General features: G+C 72.0%; 18 protein-coding genes. 8 read left to right on the forward strand and 10 right to left on the reverse strand.

Features of this window, described 5'->3' with window-relative positions; genetic code table 11:
• Window positions 1-236: 236 nt before the first annotated feature.
• Window positions 237-896, forward strand: coding sequence for an RICIN domain-containing protein (locus ABZ693_RS21740; RefSeq protein WP_359879669.1), 660 nt, complete (start codon window positions 237-239; stop codon window positions 894-896).
• A 115-nt stretch (window positions 897-1,011) separates the two neighbouring features.
• On the opposite strand, the gene ABZ693_RS21745 is transcribed toward ABZ693_RS21740, so the two are convergent.
• Together ABZ693_RS21745 and ABZ693_RS21750 are read right to left on the reverse strand one after the other, a co-directional pair.
• Window positions 1,012-1,701 carry a hypothetical protein gene (locus ABZ693_RS21745; protein WP_359879671.1) on the reverse strand — a complete coding sequence of 230 codons (690 nt, stop codon included), beginning with the start codon at window positions 1,699-1,701 and terminating at the stop codon, window positions 1,012-1,014.
• Between the two features lie 177 nt (window positions 1,702-1,878).
• On the reverse strand, window positions 1,879-2,145 hold the full coding sequence (locus tag ABZ693_RS21750) for an MDR/zinc-dependent alcohol dehydrogenase-like family protein (RefSeq protein WP_359879673.1): 267 nt from the start codon (window positions 2,143-2,145) through the stop codon (window positions 1,879-1,881).
• Window positions 2,146-2,541: 396 nt separating this feature from the next.
• Here ABZ693_RS21750 and ABZ693_RS21755 point away from each other — a divergent pair, with 396 nt between their 5' ends.
• Together ABZ693_RS21755 and ABZ693_RS21760 are read left to right on the forward strand one after the other, a co-directional pair.
• Window positions 2,542-2,985, forward strand: a complete 444-nt coding sequence (locus ABZ693_RS21755; protein ID WP_359879676.1) for a hypothetical protein — start codon at window positions 2,542-2,544, stop codon at window positions 2,983-2,985.
• Between the two features lie 16 nt (window positions 2,986-3,001).
• Window positions 3,002-4,651 carry a M64 family metallopeptidase gene (locus ABZ693_RS21760; protein ID WP_359879677.1) on the forward strand — a complete coding sequence of 550 codons (1,650 nt, stop codon included), beginning with the start codon at window positions 3,002-3,004 and terminating at the stop codon, window positions 4,649-4,651.
• Between the two features lie 256 nt (window positions 4,652-4,907).
• Here ABZ693_RS21760 and ABZ693_RS21765 read toward each other — a convergent pair whose 3' ends face one another.
• From ABZ693_RS21765 to ABZ693_RS21775, 3 genes are all read right to left on the reverse strand, one after another.
• Entirely contained in the window at window positions 4,908-5,270 is a 363-nt protein-coding gene (locus tag ABZ693_RS21765) for a hypothetical protein (RefSeq protein WP_359879679.1), read from the reverse strand.
• 517 nt (window positions 5,271-5,787) lie between these two features.
• Entirely contained in the window at window positions 5,788-5,988 is a 201-nt protein-coding gene (locus ABZ693_RS21770) for a DUF397 domain-containing protein (RefSeq protein WP_359879682.1), read from the reverse strand.
• Window positions 5,988-6,893, reverse strand: coding sequence for a helix-turn-helix domain-containing protein (locus ABZ693_RS21775; protein WP_359879712.1), 906 nt, complete (start codon window positions 6,891-6,893; stop codon window positions 5,988-5,990). The genes ABZ693_RS21770 and ABZ693_RS21775 overlap by 1 nt, the downstream gene beginning before the upstream one ends.
• A gap of 287 nt (window positions 6,894-7,180) precedes the next feature.
• Here ABZ693_RS21775 and ABZ693_RS21780 point away from each other — a divergent pair, with 287 nt between their 5' ends.
• Window positions 7,181-7,897 carry a hypothetical protein gene (locus ABZ693_RS21780; RefSeq protein ID WP_359879684.1) on the forward strand — a complete coding sequence of 239 codons (717 nt, stop codon included), beginning with the start codon at window positions 7,181-7,183 and terminating at the stop codon, window positions 7,895-7,897.
• Between the two features lie 28 nt (window positions 7,898-7,925).
• Window positions 7,926-8,363: an ATP-binding protein gene (locus ABZ693_RS21785; protein ID WP_359879687.1), complete on the forward strand. Its 438-nt coding sequence runs from the start codon at window positions 7,926-7,928 to the stop codon at window positions 8,361-8,363.
• A gap of 14 nt (window positions 8,364-8,377) precedes the next feature.
• On the opposite strand, the gene afsK is transcribed toward ABZ693_RS21785, so the two are convergent.
• The 3 genes from afsK to ABZ693_RS21800 all read right to left on the reverse strand — a co-directional run bounded on the left by afsK (window position 8,378) and on the right by ABZ693_RS21800 (window position 13,010).
• On the reverse strand, window positions 8,378-10,948 hold the full coding sequence (afsK, locus tag ABZ693_RS21790; RefSeq protein WP_359879690.1) for a protein serine/threonine kinase AfsK: 2,571 nt from the start codon (window positions 10,946-10,948) through the stop codon (window positions 8,378-8,380).
• Window positions 10,949-11,174: 226 nt separating this feature from the next.
• Window positions 11,175-12,008, reverse strand: a complete 834-nt coding sequence (locus ABZ693_RS21795) for a class II glutamine amidotransferase (RefSeq protein ID WP_359879692.1) — start codon at window positions 12,006-12,008, stop codon at window positions 11,175-11,177.
• A 96-nt stretch (window positions 12,009-12,104) separates the two neighbouring features.
• On the reverse strand, window positions 12,105-13,010 hold the full coding sequence (locus ABZ693_RS21800; RefSeq protein WP_359879695.1) for a VOC family protein: 906 nt from the start codon (window positions 13,008-13,010) through the stop codon (window positions 12,105-12,107).
• Between the two features lie 346 nt (window positions 13,011-13,356).
• Here ABZ693_RS21800 and ABZ693_RS21805 point away from each other — a divergent pair, with 346 nt between their 5' ends.
• Window positions 13,357-14,004, forward strand: a complete 648-nt coding sequence (locus tag ABZ693_RS21805; protein ID WP_359879698.1) for a TetR family transcriptional regulator — start codon at window positions 13,357-13,359, stop codon at window positions 14,002-14,004.
• 256 nt (window positions 14,005-14,260) lie between these two features.
• Here ABZ693_RS21805 and ABZ693_RS21810 read toward each other — a convergent pair whose 3' ends face one another.
• Both ABZ693_RS21810 and ABZ693_RS21815 read right to left on the reverse strand, forming a co-directional pair.
• Window positions 14,261-14,722, reverse strand: coding sequence for a nitroreductase family deazaflavin-dependent oxidoreductase (locus tag ABZ693_RS21810; RefSeq protein ID WP_435842496.1), 462 nt, complete (start codon window positions 14,720-14,722; stop codon window positions 14,261-14,263).
• A 74-nt stretch (window positions 14,723-14,796) separates the two neighbouring features.
• Window positions 14,797-16,032 carry an acyl-CoA dehydrogenase family protein gene (locus ABZ693_RS21815; RefSeq protein ID WP_359879700.1) on the reverse strand — a complete coding sequence of 412 codons (1,236 nt, stop codon included), beginning with the start codon at window positions 16,030-16,032 and terminating at the stop codon, window positions 14,797-14,799.
• Window positions 16,033-16,262: 230 nt separating this feature from the next.
• On the opposite strand from ABZ693_RS21815, the gene ABZ693_RS21820 reads away from it, so the two are divergent.
• The gene (locus ABZ693_RS21820; RefSeq protein WP_359879701.1) at window positions 16,263-17,450 is read left to right on the forward strand and encodes a thiolase C-terminal domain-containing protein; all 1,188 of its coding nucleotides are present in this window, start codon (window positions 16,263-16,265) and stop codon (window positions 17,448-17,450) included.
• 142 nt (window positions 17,451-17,592) lie between these two features.
• On the forward strand, window positions 17,593-18,313 hold a 721-nt coding region (locus tag ABZ693_RS21825), incomplete at its 3' end, for a pyridoxine/pyridoxamine 5'-phosphate oxidase (RefSeq protein ID WP_359879704.1).

Genomic DNA, 18,313 nt, shown 5'->3' on the forward strand with positions numbered 1-18,313 from the left:
CCCGGAATGACCACATCCAGTTGCCGGAGACCACCAGGCATGAGACGCCGAGCACTCACGTGTTGCCGACTTCCAGAATGGTTGCGGATAATCTCGGCCATTCTCGTGACCGCACGGAACAACACCGCATTGACGGGCTATCACGCCACGCGCGTATCTTTGATTCGGCGATCAACGAGTGAAATCCATCTCGGCGCACCCGAATTCCATACGCATTCTTCGAGAAAGGAACGATCATGGCCCGTACCGCCAAGATACTCGCCGGCCTGGTCTCTGCGGCATCCCTGGCGATGGTGGCTCCTGCCGCGGCTTCCCCGACGGAACCGGAGCCGGTCACCACACGGCAGGTTGCCAGATCAGCGCTGGCGAGGCTCACCCCGGAGGAAGTGAAGAACCTCGAAAGCCGGTACCCGGCGCAGGCCAAACGCGTGAAGGAAGCCGTCGCGCGGGCCTCCGCCTCCCGCGGGGCGGGTACGGATTCCGCTTCCTACATCGCACCCACCGGCTACTACACGATTCGCAACTTGAACAGCCGCAAGTGTCTGGCGATCGGTTCAGGAAGCAAGGCGAACGGCGCGAACGCGATTCAATGGGACTGCCTGGGCAGCCCGGAGCAGATCTGGTGGATCACCAACGACTTCATCTCCAACTACAACAGCGGCAAGTTCCTGGCGATCGGTTCGAGCAGTACCGCGAACGGCGCCGAGGCGATCCAGTGGGACTACACCGGCAGCGGTGGCCAGCGCTGGTCCATGACTGACGATTTCCTGACCAACATGGGCAGTGGCAAATTCCTGGCGATCGGTTCGAGCAGCACCGCGAACGGCGCCAAGGCGATCCAGTGGGACTACACCGGCAGCGGTGGCCAGCGCTGGTGGCTGACCGGGCCCGCGTAGCCGACCCCGCGGGATACCCGGACGGGTGACCGACTCGAGGGCCTGACCACCGAGGAGCCTCACCGTCCTGCTCCCGCCCCCGCTCCCGTTCCTGGCCGCTTGGATCCCCAGGTCCCTAAGTCAGGACGTTGACGGCCCGCGCGACGACCAGGCCGAGGATGACCAGGGAGACGAGCGACTGGACCGCCATGGTCATCTTGGCCCAGGGCGTCAGCGGCATGACGTCCGTGGGGCTGAAGGCGGTGGCGTTGGTCAGACCGAGATAGAGGTAGTCGACGTAGCGGGGCTGCCAGCCGGCGGGGGCGAGCCGGGGTTCGATCTGCTGCGGGAAGGCGAGGGCCGGATACGCGGGTCGGCGGTGGAGGCGCACCGCCGGGCCGCCGCCGTCGAGCTCGAAGAACAGGAGGGAGAAGGCGAGGACGGTGCCGGCCCAGACGGCGCTGCCGACCTGGAGCAGGCTCGTCGCGGACGCCGTCTCCCTTCCATTGGTGACGATGTCCTTGACCAGCTGAAGAGTCGACCAGACGGCGCCGACCGACAGGACGCAGACCAGCGCGAGCGACACCGCGCGCAGCCACGCGGCGCGCCGGTCGATCCGGCCCGGGTCGCCCGCGATGAGCGTCAGCAGGAGCAGGCCTTCCACGGACGGCAGCACCCAGCGCGGCGCCAGCCGCAGGGTGTCCGGAAGCAGCATCGTCAGCACCATGGCGACCGCCACGGCCAGGGCCATCGGCCAGCGCGACTCGCCGGCGGGCGCCTGGTCCGGTGGGGTCCCGAGGTGCGGAGGAGCGTGATGTCGGCTCACGGGGTCTGGTCCCTGTCGTTCGTGTCGTGCGCCGGTCGACGAGATGTCGAGACGAGCCTGCCCGGACTCCTCCACTCCACTACGGCTCGCGGGCCCGCGCACCAGCCGGCACCCGGCCGGGTCAACGACGCGACCGGGACGAGGTAGAGGAACGGGCACGGGTGAACGGGGTACGGGTCAGCGCCAGGGGTCGAGGGCGTGCTTGCCGCGGGCCCGGCCGGACTCCAGTTCCCGCAGCACCGCCGCCCCCTCGGCCGGCGGATGCACCTGGGGAGTGCCGGGCGGGTATACGCCGTCGGCGATGAGGGCCTCGATCTCGGCGAGCAGCGACCGGTAGAGGTCGGGCGCGGCGGACGCCGGCGCGCCGATGTGCAGCCCCTTGATCTGGACCTGGTGGGTGAAGACCAGGTCGTGCGTGCTCAGCGTGGCGTCGCCGGTCTTCATACCCGGCACAACACCCTTCGGCACCACGGTCTTCCGCCGGTCCGTGCCCCAACCCCCGGGCCGCACGGCGGAGAACGGCCCTGGCGCCGACAAGCACGCGCATCCGGTCGGCGATAAAATGGGGTGAGCCGAACGCTCCTCGCAGGGCCGTGCGTCTCTTCCGGTCCCCGGCGGGGCGAGGCGGCCTGTGTCGTTCCGCGCCTCGCCGACTTCCTCGCGGCCGAGCCCTCCCGGGACGGGACGGAGCAACTCCCGCCGCCCGGGCCCCCGGCCGCCGCCGGCTCTCCTCCGGCCCCGGCCGTACGTACACGCATCGGCCGCGCATCGGCCTCGCGGGACCCCTGGCGTGCGGCCCCGGCGTCACACCGGCGTCACACCCTCCGAAGAGGCGATGTCATGAACAACCCGCAGCAGACGGCCCCCGCCCCGGCCCTGCGCCTCATCTTCGAGTACGAGGGCGATTCGGTACGCCTTGTCTCCCAGCATCCGGTCGACACGGTCGTCGGCGACCTCGGCGCGGGCGCCGAGGCACGACCTGGCGACTTCGTCGTGGAGACCCGGGACGACTCCGGTCAGCGCCTCGCCCGTGTCGCCGCGCACGGAGCCTTCCTGCAGAGCGCCGAGGTCTTCCCGGAGAACCACACGGAGCCGATCACCCGGGTGAACGTGGAAGCGCGCGGCGCGTTCACCGTCGTCGTCCCCGCGCCGGCCGACGCCACCCGGATCGCCGTGGTCCACGTCGCGCCTCCCGGGCGCGAGGAACTGCGCGAAGGCGCCACCGGCCCGTCCGCCGAAGCGGCACGGGACGTCGACCTCGCCACCTTCCGTCTCCAGCGATAAGCGAGAGGGGACCGCGATGACCACCTCCGACGGCTCCGTCCTGGGCAGCACCCAGATCCACGGAACGGCCCCGCGCAACCGGGCGTTCACCCTCGTCCTGCTCGGCGACGGCTTCACCAGCACGCAGCAGACCGACTTCGACAACGCCTGCACCGACTTCGTCACCGCGCTGACCAGCACCCCGCCGTACGACACGATCGGGCGGCCGATCAACATATGGCGGGTCAACGTCACGTCCACCGACTCGGGCGCCGACGACCCGACGAGCACGGGCGGCACCGGCGCGACACCCGCCACGTACTTCGACTCCACCTTCGGCTCGAACGGCATCAGACGCCTGCTGGTCTGCGACATCACGACCGTGCTCCAGACGGCCGCCGCCCAGGTCCCGGAGTTCACCGTCGCGATCGTCGTGGTGAACTCCACCGTCTACGGAGGGAGCGGCGGCTCCATCGGCGTCTACTCCCTCGCGGGCGGCGCGACCGAGATCGCCCTGCACGAGCTCGGCCACACGGCGTACGGACTGGCCGACGAGTACCCGTGTTACGCCTGCGACAACGTCGAGACCGGACACGACGTCGCCCCGCTCGGTGAGCCGTCTCAGCCCAACGTCACGCAGAACAACGACCGCGACACCCTGAAGTGGGGCTGGGCGGTCGCCCCGACCACCAGCCTGCCCACGACGTCCAACCCGAACTGCCGGACGGTGGATCCGCAGCCGAGCCCGGTGCCCACCGGCACCGTCGGCTGCTTCGAGGGCGCACGCTACTACCACTGCGGCTACTACCGGCCCGAATACGACTGCAAGATGAAGGAGTTGAGCATCCCCTTCTGCCAGGTGTGCCGTCAGGTGATCCGGGCCAAGGTGAAGGTGACCAAGAACATCTGCGCGCTGACGCCGACCAGGGACGCCGTGTACCTGTACGACGGCTCCGGGAGCTCCTGGACCAGGATCGGCGGCCCCGCGGACCGGATCATCGCGGGGCCCTGGGGACTCGTCGCCACCAACCCCGACACCGGCGACCTCTACCACTACCTCGGCAGCCCCGACAACTGGCAGTACATCGGAGGCCCGGGCGCATCCTTCGCCGTCGCCCCCGACACCGTCTACGGACTCACCCCGGGCAGGGACGCCGTCTACAGCTACGACGGCTTCAACAACTCCTGGACCCGGATCGGCGGCCCCGCGGGCCAGATCTTCGCCGGCGGCTGGGGGCTCGTCGCCACCAACCCCGACACCGGCGACCTCTACCACTACCTCGGCAGCCCCGACAACTGGGAGTACATCGGAGGCCCGGGCGCATCCTTCGCCGTCGCCCCCGACACCGTCTACGGACTCACCCCGGGTCTGGACGCCGTGTACCGCTACGACGGCTCCGGGAGCTCCTGGACCCGGGTCGGCGGTCCCGCCGGCCGGATCTTCACCGGGGAATGGGGCCGCGGCCTCATCGCCACGAATCCCGACACCGGCGACCTGTACACCTACCTCGGCGCCCCCGACAGCTGGCGGTACACCGGAGGCCCCGGCTACTCGTTCGCCGTCGCCACCGACACCGTCTACGGACTCACTCCGGGCCGGGACGCCGTATACAGCTACGACGGGATCGGACCGTCCTGGACCAAAATCGGCGGCCCCGCCGACGACATCGCCGCCGGCAACATCTAGGGCCGACTCCTCCGGGCCGCCGCTCGGGCGACAGGGCGTCTTCCGCTGAACGCCGTGACGCCGACCGCGCACATCACCGCCTCGACGCCGGACCCCTGGCCCACACGTGAGGAGACCCCAGGCGCCCTCATCGCGCCTGGGGTCTCGTGCTGCGCCGACTCCGCCGGCGACACGGCTGTGAGCGGGCGGCGTCACCGGGTCGGCGCGACGGCCGGCCTACGCGGCCGACGCGGCCTGGCCGGCCGGAGGGGTTGGCTCAGTTGAAGACCACGACATCGGTGCGCATCGGCAGCGGGCTGCTCCAGTCGATGTTGATCTTGAACGTCACGACCCCGGCGGCGGGAGCGATGCTCGACACCTGGAAGGGCGCGGCGCCGACGAACCGGTTCCCGTTGCCGTCGATCTCGGAGGCCGTGATGACGACCGTCGAGTTGACCCCGATGACGTTCCACGGGATCTGGAGGTTCCAGACCCCGTTCCCCGGGCCCCACGTCCACCAGCCCCGCCAGATGGCACCGACGTTGCCGCCGATCTGCGCGAGCTTCTGGTCGCGCTCGGCGGCCTGCGAACTCTCCACGACCCGCGGTGCCACGGGGACCGGAGACTGGGTTGCGTCCATGCCTGTTCCTCTCACGCCGGGAGAGCCACACGGACCCTCCGAGTACGACGAGTGTCGATCCGTGCGCACAGCGTCACAATCACTCGTCCGGGTGGCCCACCGGCGTGTCGTCGCGTCTCTCGCGCATCCGTGTGCTGCCCGCGCACTCCCCCACCACCCGCGCATGCTCATGCCACTCGCGCGAAACGGCCCCGCCCCTCCTCCATGCCGTGGAGGTACCTCGGAGATCGAGGCCACCTGGTCGGCGGCACCAGGGCCACAGGCGCCAGCCAGGACACGGGCGATCCGCTCGATCTTGCGGGAGAGCTCGTCCAACCGTTGCCGGCTCACCGACGGGGGTATCAGTTCCGTTCTCAGATCCACGGCCCGAATGATGCCGTCGGCCCCGACATGGCCTTCCAGGTGCTCACGGCCCTCGCCCCAAGTCCTGGCTACCTACCCTCCGTTGCCCGAATATGGCTACGCGAATGCCCCTCCCCGACGCATTCGAGGAGGGGCATTCGTGGTCACGCCGGAATCAGCGGCCGGACTTCACGTGCTCCACGAAGCCGGTCCAGGCACCCGCCGAGAACCGGAACGCCGGACCGTGGGGATCCTTCGAATCCCGGACGGCCATGTCACCGTTCGGGCAGAGGCCCCCCTGAACGCACTGTCCGCCCTGATCGTTGCTGTAACTCGATGAGAACCAGTCCACGGACAGGTCATCGGCGCGGGTCATCACATCTCCTTGCTCGCGGTTTCGATCAAGCTCAGGGACTCCTCGTATCCCGGAGCGAGTGCTTGGAGCCCACGGAACGACGCCTCGTACCTCTTCAGATCCTGCTCGCGACGGGATACACCCGCGCCGGTCAGGTTCTCCAGGTGGACAATGGGCTTCAACGTTCCCGGGGCCGGGAACGTGAGGAACGTGAAGGGCCCGTTCATGCCGGGGTGCGCACCGACCGAGAACGGTATGACCTGCACGTTCACGTTCGGGCGCGAGCCGGCGATCTCCACGATGTGGGCGAGCTGGGCCCGCATCACCTCGCGTCCGCCCACAGGCCGCCTCAGAACCGACTCGCTGATGATGGCGATGAACTCCAGCGGGGCCAGCCGACGGGTGAGCGCCTCCTGCCGCGTCATCCGGACCGCGACCTGCTTGTCGATCAGCTCCGGGGCCAGGCCAGCATGGGATCGCCCGAGGATCACGCGGACGTACGCCTCGGTCTGGAGCAGGCCCGGCACATACTCGTTCTCGTAGTTCTTCACCTGGGACGCGACCGCCTCAAGCCCGAGGTACGCCTTGAAGCTGGGTGTGATGACGTCCCTGACGTCCGGCTTCTGCCACCAGTCACGCTTGGTCTTGGTGACGGTCGCGTACGCCATCAGGACGTCACGGGTCTCCTCGGAGGCGCCGTACAGCGCACACAGGGCCATCACGTCGGAGGGTTCGACGACTCCGTTGTCCGCGGTCTCCAGGCGCGTGATCTTGGAGCCTGCCCAGATGAGCCGCCGCGCGACTTCCGCACCCTTCATGTTCCGGCTTTCGCGCAGCTTGCGAAGCTCGACGCCGAGGTGCAGACGACACAGGGCGGGCGTCGCCGACTCGATGGCAGGTGCGTCAGGCGTACCGATGTCAGTCATCCCCGCCCTCTCTCCCGTACAACTCACAGTCTGACGTTGAACATTCAGGCTGCGCAATGCAGCTTCGAGCAAACGGTAGAACATTCAAAGCGTTTCACCAACTCGCTTATTTCGCACGGTAGTTCGTGCCTACAAGTTCACCCGCAGAATTCTGCGGGACGACTTTCCTTGTGGCTATTTCACTGCCATGCTGACCTTGTTCGCAACACAATGTCGCCGTTTCACCACTCGGCGTGATTGCGCTGCCTATGCGTCCCCTTCGCCCTCCCCATGAGCCGAGGCCGATCATGACGAAATCCCTCAGCACCGCCCCCAGCACCACCCTCAGCCGGCACGAACGGCACCGGTTCCGCACGGAGTTGAACACCATGGCCGTCGAGCCGTCCCGCCGGCGGGGCCCCGGCGTCCCGCTCTATGTGAAGACGCTGCCGGACCCGGACCCGGACCCCGCCGCGCACGAGTACCCCGTCGACGCCGCCGAGATCGTCATCAACCCGTCTGGCAGGGCGAGTTACCCCGACGAACGGCCCGAGGACCGCACCGTCGAAGGAATCCTGCTCCGCCGGTCGGCGCACACCCACCGCCAGGTCGCCGCCATGGAGTCCCTGTGGTGCGCCGGGTGCGGGGGCCGTCCCGATGTGGACCGGCGCGGGATGCTGTGGGTCCTGCCGGCGGCCGGCGTACGGCGGGCCGGGTTCCCGGCCGGTCCCCTCCTGGTCGACGTGCCGCCCCTCTGCCTCGCCGACGCCGCCCGGGCGCTGCGCGCGAGCGACGACCCGCCAGGCGACGTGCTCGCCCTCCGCGTGACCGAGGCCGAGGTCGTCGGAGTGCGCGGCACGGTGTACGCGCCGACCGGCGAGGCCCTGGGCGCCCCGGAAGTGGTCCTGTTCGACGATCCCCGCGTACACCGCGTCGTCGCCGACCAGTTGATACGCGAGATCACGCGCGCGGAGATCGACGACACCACCCTGTCGGCGTTCGCGCACCGCCCCGCCGACCACTGAACCCCGCCCCGGAATGCCAAGGCCGCCGATGAAGACCAGTCCGAGCACCGCCCCCGGCTATCTCGCCAAGTACACCGCCCACGACACCGCCCCCGGCAAGGCGCGGCGCGACATCGCGTTCGCCCTCGCCTCCTGGGGCCTGGATCAACTGGCCGACATCGCGCGGCTGTTGGTCTCCGAGCTGGTCACCAATGCCGTCACCCACACGGACTCGCGGCGGGTCGGCGTGGCCGTCACCCGCGCCGCCCGCGTCATCGGGGGCGCCGGGACCACCGTCCGTATCGACGTCCTGGACACCGACCGGTCGACGGCCCCCGCGCCCCGACCGACCGGCTTCGACGAGGAGTCCGGCCGGGGGCTGCTCCTCGTCGACGCCCTGGCCGACCGGTGGGGCGTCCAGCGCGTCGCCACCGGCAAGCGGGTCTGGTGCGAGCTGGACGCCGATGCGCCGGGGACCGTGCCGTAGCCCCGGCTCCGCGCTCACGCGCCGCGGTTGGTCGCCGTTCCCTTCACCGCGTCCAGCGCGTACACGCAGCGGTCCTTGCTGCACGCGTAGACGACGCCGTTCCTGGCCACCGGCGAGCCCGTGATCTCGCCGCCCGTCGCCAGCTTCCAGCGCAGCTGACCGCCGGCCGCGTCCAGGGTGTAGAGGACGTGGTCGGCCGAGCCGAAGTGCACCCGCCCGTCGGCGACGACCGGGGTGCCGATCAGTTCGCCACCCGCCGCGAACCGCCACTTCGGGGTGCCGGTGACCGCGTCGAGGGTGTAGAGCGCGCTGCCGCTGCCGACATGGACGTGCCCGGCGGCGACCAGGACCGGCTCGGTCGACTGCCGCGGCTCGGTCGCGATCCGCCAGCGGTCCTGGCCGGTGGTCGCGTCGAGCGCGTATACCGTGCCGAGGTGGTCGGCCAGGTAGACCCCGCCGCCGGTGACGGCCGGGCCGGGCGCGAAGGCGGGCGGCGAGACGAAGACCGCCGGCGCCTCGAAGTGCCAGCGCACGTGCCCGGTCGCGATGTCCATCGACAGCACCCGCGTCCCGGCCGCGACGTACACGCAGCCGTCCTCCGCCGGCGCGAGCCGCAGCGGCACGTGGGCGCAGGAGGCGGCGTCGCCGATCGGGTACGACCAGCGTTCGGTGCCGGTACGGGCGTCGAGCGCCTGGAGGCGGGCGTTCCGCCACACGTACACGGTGTCGCCGTGCACCGCCGGCCCGCCCTCGACGGTCTCGAAGTCGGTCTGCGCGCCGCTCAGTTCCCACAGCTTGGCGCCGTTGGACGCCTCCCACGCCTGGACGCCGCCGCCCCGGGTGCCGGTGACGACGGTGCCGCGGTCCACCTGGAGGGAGTACACCCAGGCGTCGGTGTGCAGCCGCCAGCGCTCGCTGCCGTCCTGGGCGTCGAGCGCGTAGAGCGTGGGCCCGTCGGAGGCGTGGATACGGCCCTGGGCCACCGCCATCGACCAGGCGACGTCCCGCGTCTTGAACTGGCGCCGGCCGCTGGCCGTGTCCAGCGCGTGCACCTCGAAGGAGGTGACGTAGAGCAGCTCGCCGTCGACGACGGGGGTGCCCCACACGTCGTTCGACATGCGGAAACGCCACGGCCGCCAGTGGCCGGGGCCCTGGGGCGCGGGCGCGGTGCCGGTGCCCGGTCCGGTGCCGGGCAGGGGGCGCGCGCCGGGCGGCGGGCCCGGTTCGGCGCCGTGCGCGCCGTGCGGACCCGGTGCGCCGTGCGTACCCGGCGCACCATGCGTACTCGGTACGCCATGGGTGCCGTACGTGCCGCCGCCGGGCGGCCGGATCCAGCCGGTGGCGGTGCCCGCGGCGGCACCGGGGCCGACGGCCAGGGCGGCGCGGGTGTCGGCCACCCGGGGGCCGGGGCCGATCGGGTGGGCGGCGCCCCCGAGCCGTACCGGACCGGCGTCCGCCACGGACGCGGCGGCCGGAACCGGCGCGGGCGTGGGACCGGGGACGACCGGCGGCGCCGACACCGGCGCGTGCGAGGGCGCGTGCGAGGGCGCGTGCGAGGGCGCGGGGGCGGCGGGACCGGCGTGCCGGCCGGCCGCCGCGCGCGGGTCGCCGCCGTCCCACGCCTCCGCGGGCCGCGGCGGACGCGACGGCATCGGCGGGGCGGCGGCCGGGCGCGGCGGGTTGGGCCGCCCGCCCCGGCGGGTCTCGATCATCTCGGTGGCCGACTCGGGCAGCCAGGCCGCGGCCGTACCGGAGTCGTCGCCGGCGGCGCCGGAGTCGAAGAGATGCGGGGCCAGCATGGCCTGCAGGTCGGCCGGGGTGGGCCGCTGGCCGACGTCCATCCGCATGCACGCGTCGATGAGCGGCCGCAGCTCGTCCGGCAGACCCTCCAGGTCCGGGCCCTCGCGCAGCAGCATGAAGACCGTCTCGACCGGGTTGGCGCCGTGGAACGGGGCGTGGCCGGTGGCGGCGAAGACCAGCATCGAACCGAGCGAGAAGACGTCGCTGGCGCCGGTGACGCCGCGCGAGTCGCGGGCCTGCTCGGGCGACATGTAGGCGGGGGTGCCGACGGCGACGTTGGTCATGGTCAGACGCGTGTTGGAGACGCCGGACGCGATACCGAAGTCGATCACCCGGGGGCCGTCCTCGACGACGAGGACGTTCGACGGCTTGAGGTCGCGGTGGACGAGGCCGGCGCCGTGGATGGACTGCAGGGCCTCGGCGACACCGGCCGCGAGCCAGCGCACGGCCTGTGCCGGCAACGGCCCGCACTCGTTCACTATCTCTTCGAGGGAGGGAGCGGGGACGTACGCGGTGGCCAGCCACGGCACGGCGGCGCGCGGGTCGGCGTCGACGACGGCCGCCGTGTAGAAGCCGGAGACCGCCCGCGCGGCCTCGACCTCGCGGGTGAAGCGGACCCGGAACAGCTGGTCCTCGGCGAGTTCCGTCCGTACGGTCTTGATCGCCACGCGCCGCCCGGACGCCGAGCGCGCGAGATAGACGAGGCCCATGCCGCCCGCGCCGAGCCGGCCCAGCACCTCGAAGGGCCCGATCCTCCTCGGGTCGTGCTGCGTCAGCTGCTCCACTTGCCTGCCACCTCCCCGTGGGGCCATGAGGGTACGGCCCGTGGACCCTGATTGTTCCTGTCCGAGGCGGTGGTGGCGAACCCGGGGGCGCGGCGGGGTGTCAGCCTGGGCCGAGTCCGAGAGTTTCTGCCGGTCTTCGGGCGATCTCCGGGCGATCTCCGGCCGGGGCCCATGCCGACGGACGTTCCCGGAACGGGCGGCGGGCCAGTGTGCGGTGAAGCCGTCGTCAGGCCGCTACGGGGGTGAACCGATGCAGTTCGTCCTCCCCGGGCTGGACCACGCCGTAGCTGTTCTCCGGCACCTCGTTCCAGGCGTCGGGCAGGTCGCTGAGCGGCTCGGAGACGATGAGGCGGGTCTCGTCGGAGATGTGCGCCAGGAAGCCGATGTCGGGGTGCAGCTTGCGCAGCGCCTCCACCCGGCTGCTGTAGAAGAGCGAGCGGGACGCCTGCGCGGTGGAGTAGCGGAAGGCCCAGACGCGCTCGCCGTCGGTGAGGGCGATCGTCATCTGGAGCGGGAACTCCACTCCGTGCTCGCGCCCGATCCGTTCCACGACGCCCGCCGTCTCGGCGACGGCGGCGGGCGGGTCCCGGTCGAGCCCGTAGGTGAGGGCCAGGTAGAACAGCACCTCGGAGTCCGTCGTGCCCTCCATCTCCGGGTAGAGCTCGGGGTCGACGAGCATGGTGAGCTCGCGGCGCATGAGGGGGAATCCGGCGATCGCGCCGTTGTGCATGAACATCCACCGGCCGTGCCGGAAGGGATGACAGTTCGACTGCTGGACGGCCGTGCCCGTCGACGCCCGGATGTGGGCGAAGAACAGCGGCGACCGGACGTGGTCCGCCAGCTCCCGCAGATTGCGGTTGTTCCAGGCGGGGCCGATGTCCCTGAGCAGCGCCGGGGTGCGGTTCTCCTCCGAGTACCAGCCGACGCCGAACCCGTCGCCGTTGGTGGTCTCGACGCCGAGCTTGGAGTGCAGGCTCTGGTCGATCAGGGAGTTGGCCGGCTGGTACAGGATCGTATCGAGGAGCACGGGTGTTCCCCAGTACGCGAGCCATCGACACATACGTGATCACCTGGGTCCCTGCTGCCGGATCCGCGGGCCGCGTGCACGCCGTCTCCGGCCCCTCCATGGTGGCCGCCCTCCCCGGGGGGCGCCACCTCAGCACTGTCCGGGGGATGTCCCCTGGTCATGGGGCGGACGGGACGGCCGGGGCGGGCGAGGCCGCCTGGGCGGCCGGGTGAGGATCGCGAAGCGGGCGCCCTGGTCGTCGTCGAGGACGGCGGTACGGCCGTGGGGCGTGTCGCGGGGCGCGAGGACGACGCGGGCGCCGAGGCGGGTGGCGGCGTCGCAGGTCTCGTCGCAGTCGCGGGCGGCGAAGTGGACGAGCAGGTGCCCGGGGAACGCGGCGGGTACGGCGGCGGGCATCACGGCCCGGCCGCCGAAGGCCGTGTCGGCGCCGGGGCTGCGGGTGCCGGGCGGGGACCACAGCCGGTACTCCGTCACAGGGGACGGGGACGGGGCCTGGGCCGCGGCCTGGGACGGCGTCGGCGTCGGCGTCGGCGTCGGCGTCGGCGTCGGCGGGACGACGCCCTGGGGATGCCCGAGCCAGCCGAAGACGGCGGCGTAGAAGGTGTCGACCGCGTCGGGCTCCCGGGTGTGGACCTCCACCCAGCAGAAGGTGCCGGGCTCGCCGGTGACGGCGAACCCGTTCTCGTCGCCCGCCTGTCGTACGCCGAAGACGGCGCCGCCGGGGTCGGAGGCGAGGGCGCGGATGCCGAACGGCCCGACGGGGTACGGCTCCATCACCATCCGCCCGCCGGCCGCCTTGATGCGCGCGGCGACCGTACCGGCGTCGGTCGCGGCCAGGTAGAGGGTCCAGGTGGTGGGCATCCGGCCGTCCCGCTTCGGGATGATCCCGGCGACGCGGCGGCCGCCCAGCAGGGCCTCGTGGCGGTCGGTGTCGAAGCTCCAGCCGAAGAGCCCGCCGTAGAAGCGCCTGCCGGCCTCGATGTCGGGCAGCTGTGCCTCCACCCAGCTCGGGGTGCCCTGTACGTGTGCGGCCATGGGTTCAGAATGGGTGCCGGTCCACAGGCTCCGCCCGCTCCTCCACAGCTGAAAACCGAACATATGTACCCATAGTGAGTACGGAGGCCTTGCCCTGCTTGAGTTGTCCACCGAACTTGTCCACAGGCTGTTGATAAGACTATTGGGGTGGCGGGCTCGCGAGGGGGCCTGGTGGCGTGCGCGGTGACGCGCGACGCCGGGAGGACGGACGCGAGGCGGACGCGAGGCGGATACGAGGCTCGCCGCGAGGCCCGGCACCGCCCCCGGCACAGGGCCCGATCCGGTCCCGCCCCCCATTTGCAGTCGGCCGAATCGCGCGCGGATCACCCGTCGGTAAGCTGACGGCATGACAGGACAAGTACGCACCGTCGACGGCCGCGTGGCCGGACGACGCGGCCAGGCGACGCGGCAGAAGCTGCTGGACTGCCTCGGCGAGATGCTCAGCTCCTCGCCCTACCGGGACGTCAAGGTCATCGACGTGGCCCGCAAGGCGGGTACCTCACCCGCGACGTTCTATCAGTACTTCCCCGACGTCGAGGGCGCCGTCCTCGAAATCGCGGAGGAAATGGCCAAGGAAGGCGCAGGATTGACCGAACTGGTCTCCGGCCGCTCCTGGGTCGGCAAGGCCGGCTGGCAGACCTCCGAGGATCTCGTCGAGGGATTCCTGGACTTCTGGCGCAAGAACGACGCGATCCTGCGGGTGGTGGACCTCGGGGCCGCGGAGGGCGACAAGCGCTTCTACAAGATCCGCATGAAGATCCTGAACTCGGTCACCAACTCCCTCACGGACGCCGTGAAGGAGCTCCAGGCCAAGAACAAGGTCGACAAGGACGTCAGCCCCGCGGCGATGGCGGGCTCGCTGGTCGCGATGCTGGCCGCGGTCGCCGGCCACCAGAAGGGCTTCACGTCCTGGGGCGTGAAGCAGGCCGAACTCAAGCCGAACCTGGCCCTGCTGGTGCACCTGGGCATCACGGGCAAGAAGCCGACGAAGTAGCCGGAGAAGCAGAGGAAACGACCCCGCAGACAAAGCAGGCGAAGCGACCGCGCACCCGCCACCCGGGGAGCCCCCGCTCCCTCCACCCGTCCTGTCGCGCCGGCGGCGGACCGGCTCCGTACCTCTCGTACGGGGTCGGGCCGCCGCCGGCGTTCTTGTGCCACGGCCGTGACGGCGGCCGTGCCCGCGACCATGACGGCGATCACGACGGCGATCACGACGGCGGCCGTGCCCGCGACCGTCCGGCGCCTCGCGGCTACGCCGCCGGCGGGGTCCGGGTCAGCCGGAACAGCCGGATCTCCCGCTCGATCCGGGCCTGATACGTCGCGTACGGCGGCCAGAACACCAGCGCCGCCCGCCACGCCTCGGCCCGCTCCTCCCCCGTCAGCATCCGCGCGCTCACGGCGAAGCTCTCCCCGCGCCAGCTGATCTCGGCGTCCGGATGCGCCAGCAGATTCCCGGTCCAGGCCGGATGCCCGGGGCGACCGAAGTTGGAGCCCACGAGCAGCCAGGTCCCGGCCGGTTCCGGCATGCACGCGAGTGGCGTCACCCGCGGCAGCCCGCTCTTCGCGCCGCGCGCGGTCAGCACGACGCCCGGCAGCATGCGCGCGCTCAGCAACACCTTTCCGCGGGAAAGCCGGTGGACGGCGCGGTCCATGGCGGGCACGACGTGCGGCGCGACCCGGGCGAACGCGCGCGTGGACGAGACCTTCCGCATCACCCGTACCCCGAACGGCACTCCGCGCGAGGCTCCGTGCGGAACTCCGTGCGGGATTCCGTGAGCCGTACGGCTCATCGCGCACCTCCCAGCAGTCCGTCGCGTTCGGCGGCGCGGGCGCGCAGCCGGGAGGCGGGGCCGAAGAGCAGTTCGTCGGCGGCGGCCCGCTTGAAGTAGAGGTGGGCGTCGTGCTCCCAGGTGATGCCGATGCCACCGTGCAACTGGATCGTCTCGGCGGCCGCCGCGCGCTGGGCGTCGAGCGCCTGGGCGAGCGCGAGCCCGGCGGCCACCCCCTCCCCCGGCGTCTCGGCGGCGGCGTATCGCGTCAGGGAACGGGCCGACTCGATCTCGACGAGCAGGTCCGCGAGCCGGTGCTTCACGGCCTGGAAGGAGCCGATGGGGCGGCCGAACTGTTCGCGAGTGGTGGCGTGTTCGACGGTACGGTCGAGCGCGCCGCGCGCGGCCCCGACCGCCTCGGCGGCGAGCGCGACGGCGGCGGCCCGGCCGGTCGCGGCCAACGCCCCCAGTACGTCCGCCTCTTCGTCGCCCAGCAACTCGGCGGGTATGTCCCGCAGTTGGAGCGTGGCCTGGGAGCGGGTCAGATCCAGGGTCGCCTCGCGGCGCCGGACCAGGCCCCCCTTGTCGCCGCCGTCGGCCACCGCGTCGGCCCGTATGAGGAAGAGCAGGGTGCGGCTGCGCGGGAAGCCGCCGGTGTGCGCGGCGACGAGCAGCAGCCCGGCGCTGTGCCCGTCGAGGACGTGCCCGGCCTCCCCGTACAGCGACCAGTGCGTGCCGTCGGGCCGGGTGGCCTGGATGCCGCCGGAGCGGCCGTCGCCGGACCAGGGCAGGGCGGTGTTGTCGTCGGCGAGGCCGAGGGCGAGGGGCAGCGGACTGCCGTCGCCCGGCAGGACGAGTGCGCAGGTCAGAGAGCCTTCGGCGATACGGGGCAGCAGCTCGGCGCGCTGCTGTTCGGTGCCGAGGGCGGCGATCAGCGGGGCGGCGAGGACGCCGGTCGCGAGGAGCGGGGAGGGGGCGAGGACGCGGCCGGTCTCCTCGCAGGCGAGGGCGAGTTCGGCGAGGCCGCAGCCGGCTCCGCCGTACCGCTCGGGCAGGGTGAGGCCGGGCAGTCCGAGGGTGCCGGCGAGGGTGGCCCACAGCCCGGTGTCGTACCCCTCGGCGGTGGCGACGGCGGCCCGGGTCGCGGCCGGTCCGGCGCGCCGGGCGAGCAGGTCGCGCAGCGCGCGGCGCATCTCCCGCTGCTCCTCGGTGACGGTCACGTCGACTTCGATGCCGGCACGCGCGTCACCCACCACTTCGGCATCGCCATCCCCATCGACATCGCCATTCCCATCGGCATCAACATCGTTATCGGCATTGCCAGGACGCATGGGCTGCTGCATGGGTCTCGCCTCCATGGACAGGCTTCCCCCTCCGCGGGCTTCCTTCGTTTCTGACGGGGCGTCATGCTAGGGCGGCCCCCGCCAGAAGCACAGACCCGGCACCCCTGGCGATCCAAGAAATCTGATGTACCGTCAGATTCATGCCTTCCAGCAGCTCCCTGGACCGCCACCACCCCCGCCACGGCCGCCGCGTCGCCGCCGTCGGCGTGGCCCTGGCCGACTGCGGCCGGGTCGACGGGCCCACCCCCTACGCCCTGCACGCCCAGGCCGCCCGCCGCGCCCTCGCCGACAGCGGCCTCGACCGCTCGGTGATCGACGGCCTCGCCTCCGCGGGCCTCGGCACCCTCGCCCCGGTCGAGGTGGCCGAATACCTGGGCCTGCGCCCCCGCTGGACCGACTCCACCAGCGTCGGCGGCGCCACCTGGGAGGTCATGGCCGCGCACGCCGCCGACGCCATCGCCGCCGGCCACGCCGACGCGGTCCTCCTCGTCTACGGCTCCACCGCCCGCGCCGACGTCCGGGCCCGCCGCCGCACCGGCAACCTCTCCTTCGGCGCACGCGGCCCGCTCCAGTACGAAGTGCCGTACGGACACAGCCTGATCGCCAAGTACGCGATGGCCGCCCGCCGCCACATGCACGAGTACGGCACCACCCTCGACCAGCTCGCCGAGGTCGCCGTCCAGGCCCGCGCGAACGCGGCCCTCAACCCCGAGGCGATGTACCGCGACCCGCTCACGATCGACGACGTCCTCGGCGGCCCGATGATCGCCGATCCCTTCACCAAGCTGCACTGCTGCGTCCGCAGCGACGGCGGCTGCGCGGTCCTGCTGGCCGCCGAGGAATACGTACCGGACACCGCGAAGGCGCCTGTGTGGATCCTCGGCACCGGCGAGTACGCCTCGCACGCCGCCATGTCGCAGTGGGAGGACTTCACCCGCTCCCCCGCCGCCGTCAGCGGCGAACTCGCCTTCAAGCGGGCCGGCGTCACCCCCGCCGACATCGAACTCGCAGCGATCTACGACGCGTTCACCTACATGACCCTGGTGACCCTGGAGGACCTCGGCTTCTGCGCGAAGGGCGAGGGCGGCCCGTACTTCGCCGACAAGGACCGGCGGCTGCCGGTGAACACCGACGGCGGCGGGCTCTCCGCCTGCCACCCCGGGATGCGCGGCCTGTTCCTGCTCGTCGAGGCGGTCCGCCAGCTGCGCGGCGAGGCCCCCGGACTCCAGGTGCGGCGGCCGGACGGCTCGCTCCCGGAGCTGGCGGTGGCCTCCGGCACGGGCGGCTGGTTCTGTTCGTCCGGCACGGTGGTCCTGGGCCGCGGCTGAGACCTCGCGGCGTCGGCCACGGGGTCGTACGACCGGCCCTGTACGTCACGTACCAGTGACCCCGGATGCCGGCACCCGGGCGGCCTACCCCGGCCCGCCGGTCCCGCGCGGCGCGCCGCGACGCGGGCCCATGATGGACGCCATGGACGACGAACGGCGATTTCACGAGGCCCTGCGGACCCTGCGGGTCTGGGACACCGAGCACACCGAGCTGCCCGGGTTCGACCCGGCGGACGTACCGGAGGAGCCGGTCGCGCTCTTCCACACCTGGTTCACCGGTGCGGTCGCGTCCGGGGCCGTCGAACCGCACACCCTGTCCCTGGCCACCGTCGACACGGCCGGCCGGCCCGACGTCCGTACGGTCATGCTGCACGGCGTCGACGCCCGCGGCTGGCACTTCGCCTCGCACGCGGGCAGCGCCAAGGGCCGCCAGCTCGCCGACCGCCCCGAGGCCGCGCTCGGCTTCTACTGGCCCACACAGGGCCGCCAGGTACGGGTGCGGGGCCCGGTGACGACCGGGACGCGCGACGACGCGTACGCCGACCTGCACGCCCGTACCCCCGGCGCCCTCGCCTCCGCCCTCGTCGGCCGCCAGAGCGAGATCCTCTCCTCCCTCGACGCCCTCGCCGGCGCGAGCGCCGCCGCCTGGGACCGCGCGCTGAGCGAGCCCGAGGCGCACGCGGAGAGCTGGACGCTGTACCGGGTCCTGCCGACGGAGGTGGAGTTCTTCCAGGGCGACGAGCGGCGCCGCCACGTCCGTCTCCGCTACCCGTACGACGCCGGATCGCCGGAGAAGGCGCCGGCCGAGGTCGTCGCGTACTGGCGCGGTGTGCCGGTCGAGGAGCTGGAGTCGCGGAAGGGCT

Origin of the sequence: Streptomyces laurentii (genome assembly GCF_040635425.1) — a bacterium.
Taxonomy (GTDB): domain Bacteria; phylum Actinomycetota; class Actinomycetes; order Streptomycetales; family Streptomycetaceae; genus Streptomyces; species Streptomyces laurentii.

Bases quoted from the DNA above. Each gene is read 5' to 3' on its own strand.
- ABZ693_RS21740 (WP_359879669.1), top strand. From the start codon at position 237: ATGGCCCGTACCGCCAAGATACTCGCCGGCCTGGTCTCTGCGGCATCC.
- ABZ693_RS21750 (WP_359879673.1), bottom strand. From the start codon at position 2,145: ATGAAGACCGGCGACGCCACGCTGAGCACGCACGACCTGGTCTTCACC.
- ABZ693_RS21755 (WP_359879676.1), top strand. From the start codon at position 2,542: ATGAACAACCCGCAGCAGACGGCCCCCGCCCCGGCCCTGCGCCTCATC.
- ABZ693_RS21760 (WP_359879677.1), top strand. From the start codon at position 3,002: ATGACCACCTCCGACGGCTCCGTCCTGGGCAGCACCCAGATCCACGGA.
- ABZ693_RS21765 (WP_359879679.1), bottom strand. From the start codon at position 5,270: ATGGACGCAACCCAGTCTCCGGTCCCCGTGGCACCGCGGGTCGTGGAG.
- ABZ693_RS21770 (WP_359879682.1), bottom strand. From the start codon at position 5,988: ATGACCCGCGCCGATGACCTGTCCGTGGACTGGTTCTCATCGAGTTAC.
- ABZ693_RS21775 (WP_359879712.1), bottom strand. From the start codon at position 6,893: ATGACTGACATCGGTACGCCTGACGCACCTGCCATCGAGTCGGCGACG.
- ABZ693_RS21780 (WP_359879684.1), top strand. From the start codon at position 7,181: ATGACGAAATCCCTCAGCACCGCCCCCAGCACCACCCTCAGCCGGCAC.
- ABZ693_RS21785 (WP_359879687.1), top strand. From the start codon at position 7,926: ATGAAGACCAGTCCGAGCACCGCCCCCGGCTATCTCGCCAAGTACACC.
- ABZ693_RS21795 (WP_359879692.1), bottom strand. From the start codon at position 12,008: ATGTGTCGATGGCTCGCGTACTGGGGAACACCCGTGCTCCTCGATACG.
- ABZ693_RS21800 (WP_359879695.1), bottom strand. From the start codon at position 13,010: ATGGCCGCACACGTACAGGGCACCCCGAGCTGGGTGGAGGCACAGCTG.
- ABZ693_RS21805 (WP_359879698.1), top strand. From the start codon at position 13,357: ATGACAGGACAAGTACGCACCGTCGACGGCCGCGTGGCCGGACGACGC.
- ABZ693_RS21810 (WP_435842496.1), bottom strand. From the start codon at position 14,722: ATGCGGAAGGTCTCGTCCACGCGCGCGTTCGCCCGGGTCGCGCCGCAC.
- ABZ693_RS21820 (WP_359879701.1), top strand. From the start codon at position 16,263: ATGCCTTCCAGCAGCTCCCTGGACCGCCACCACCCCCGCCACGGCCGC.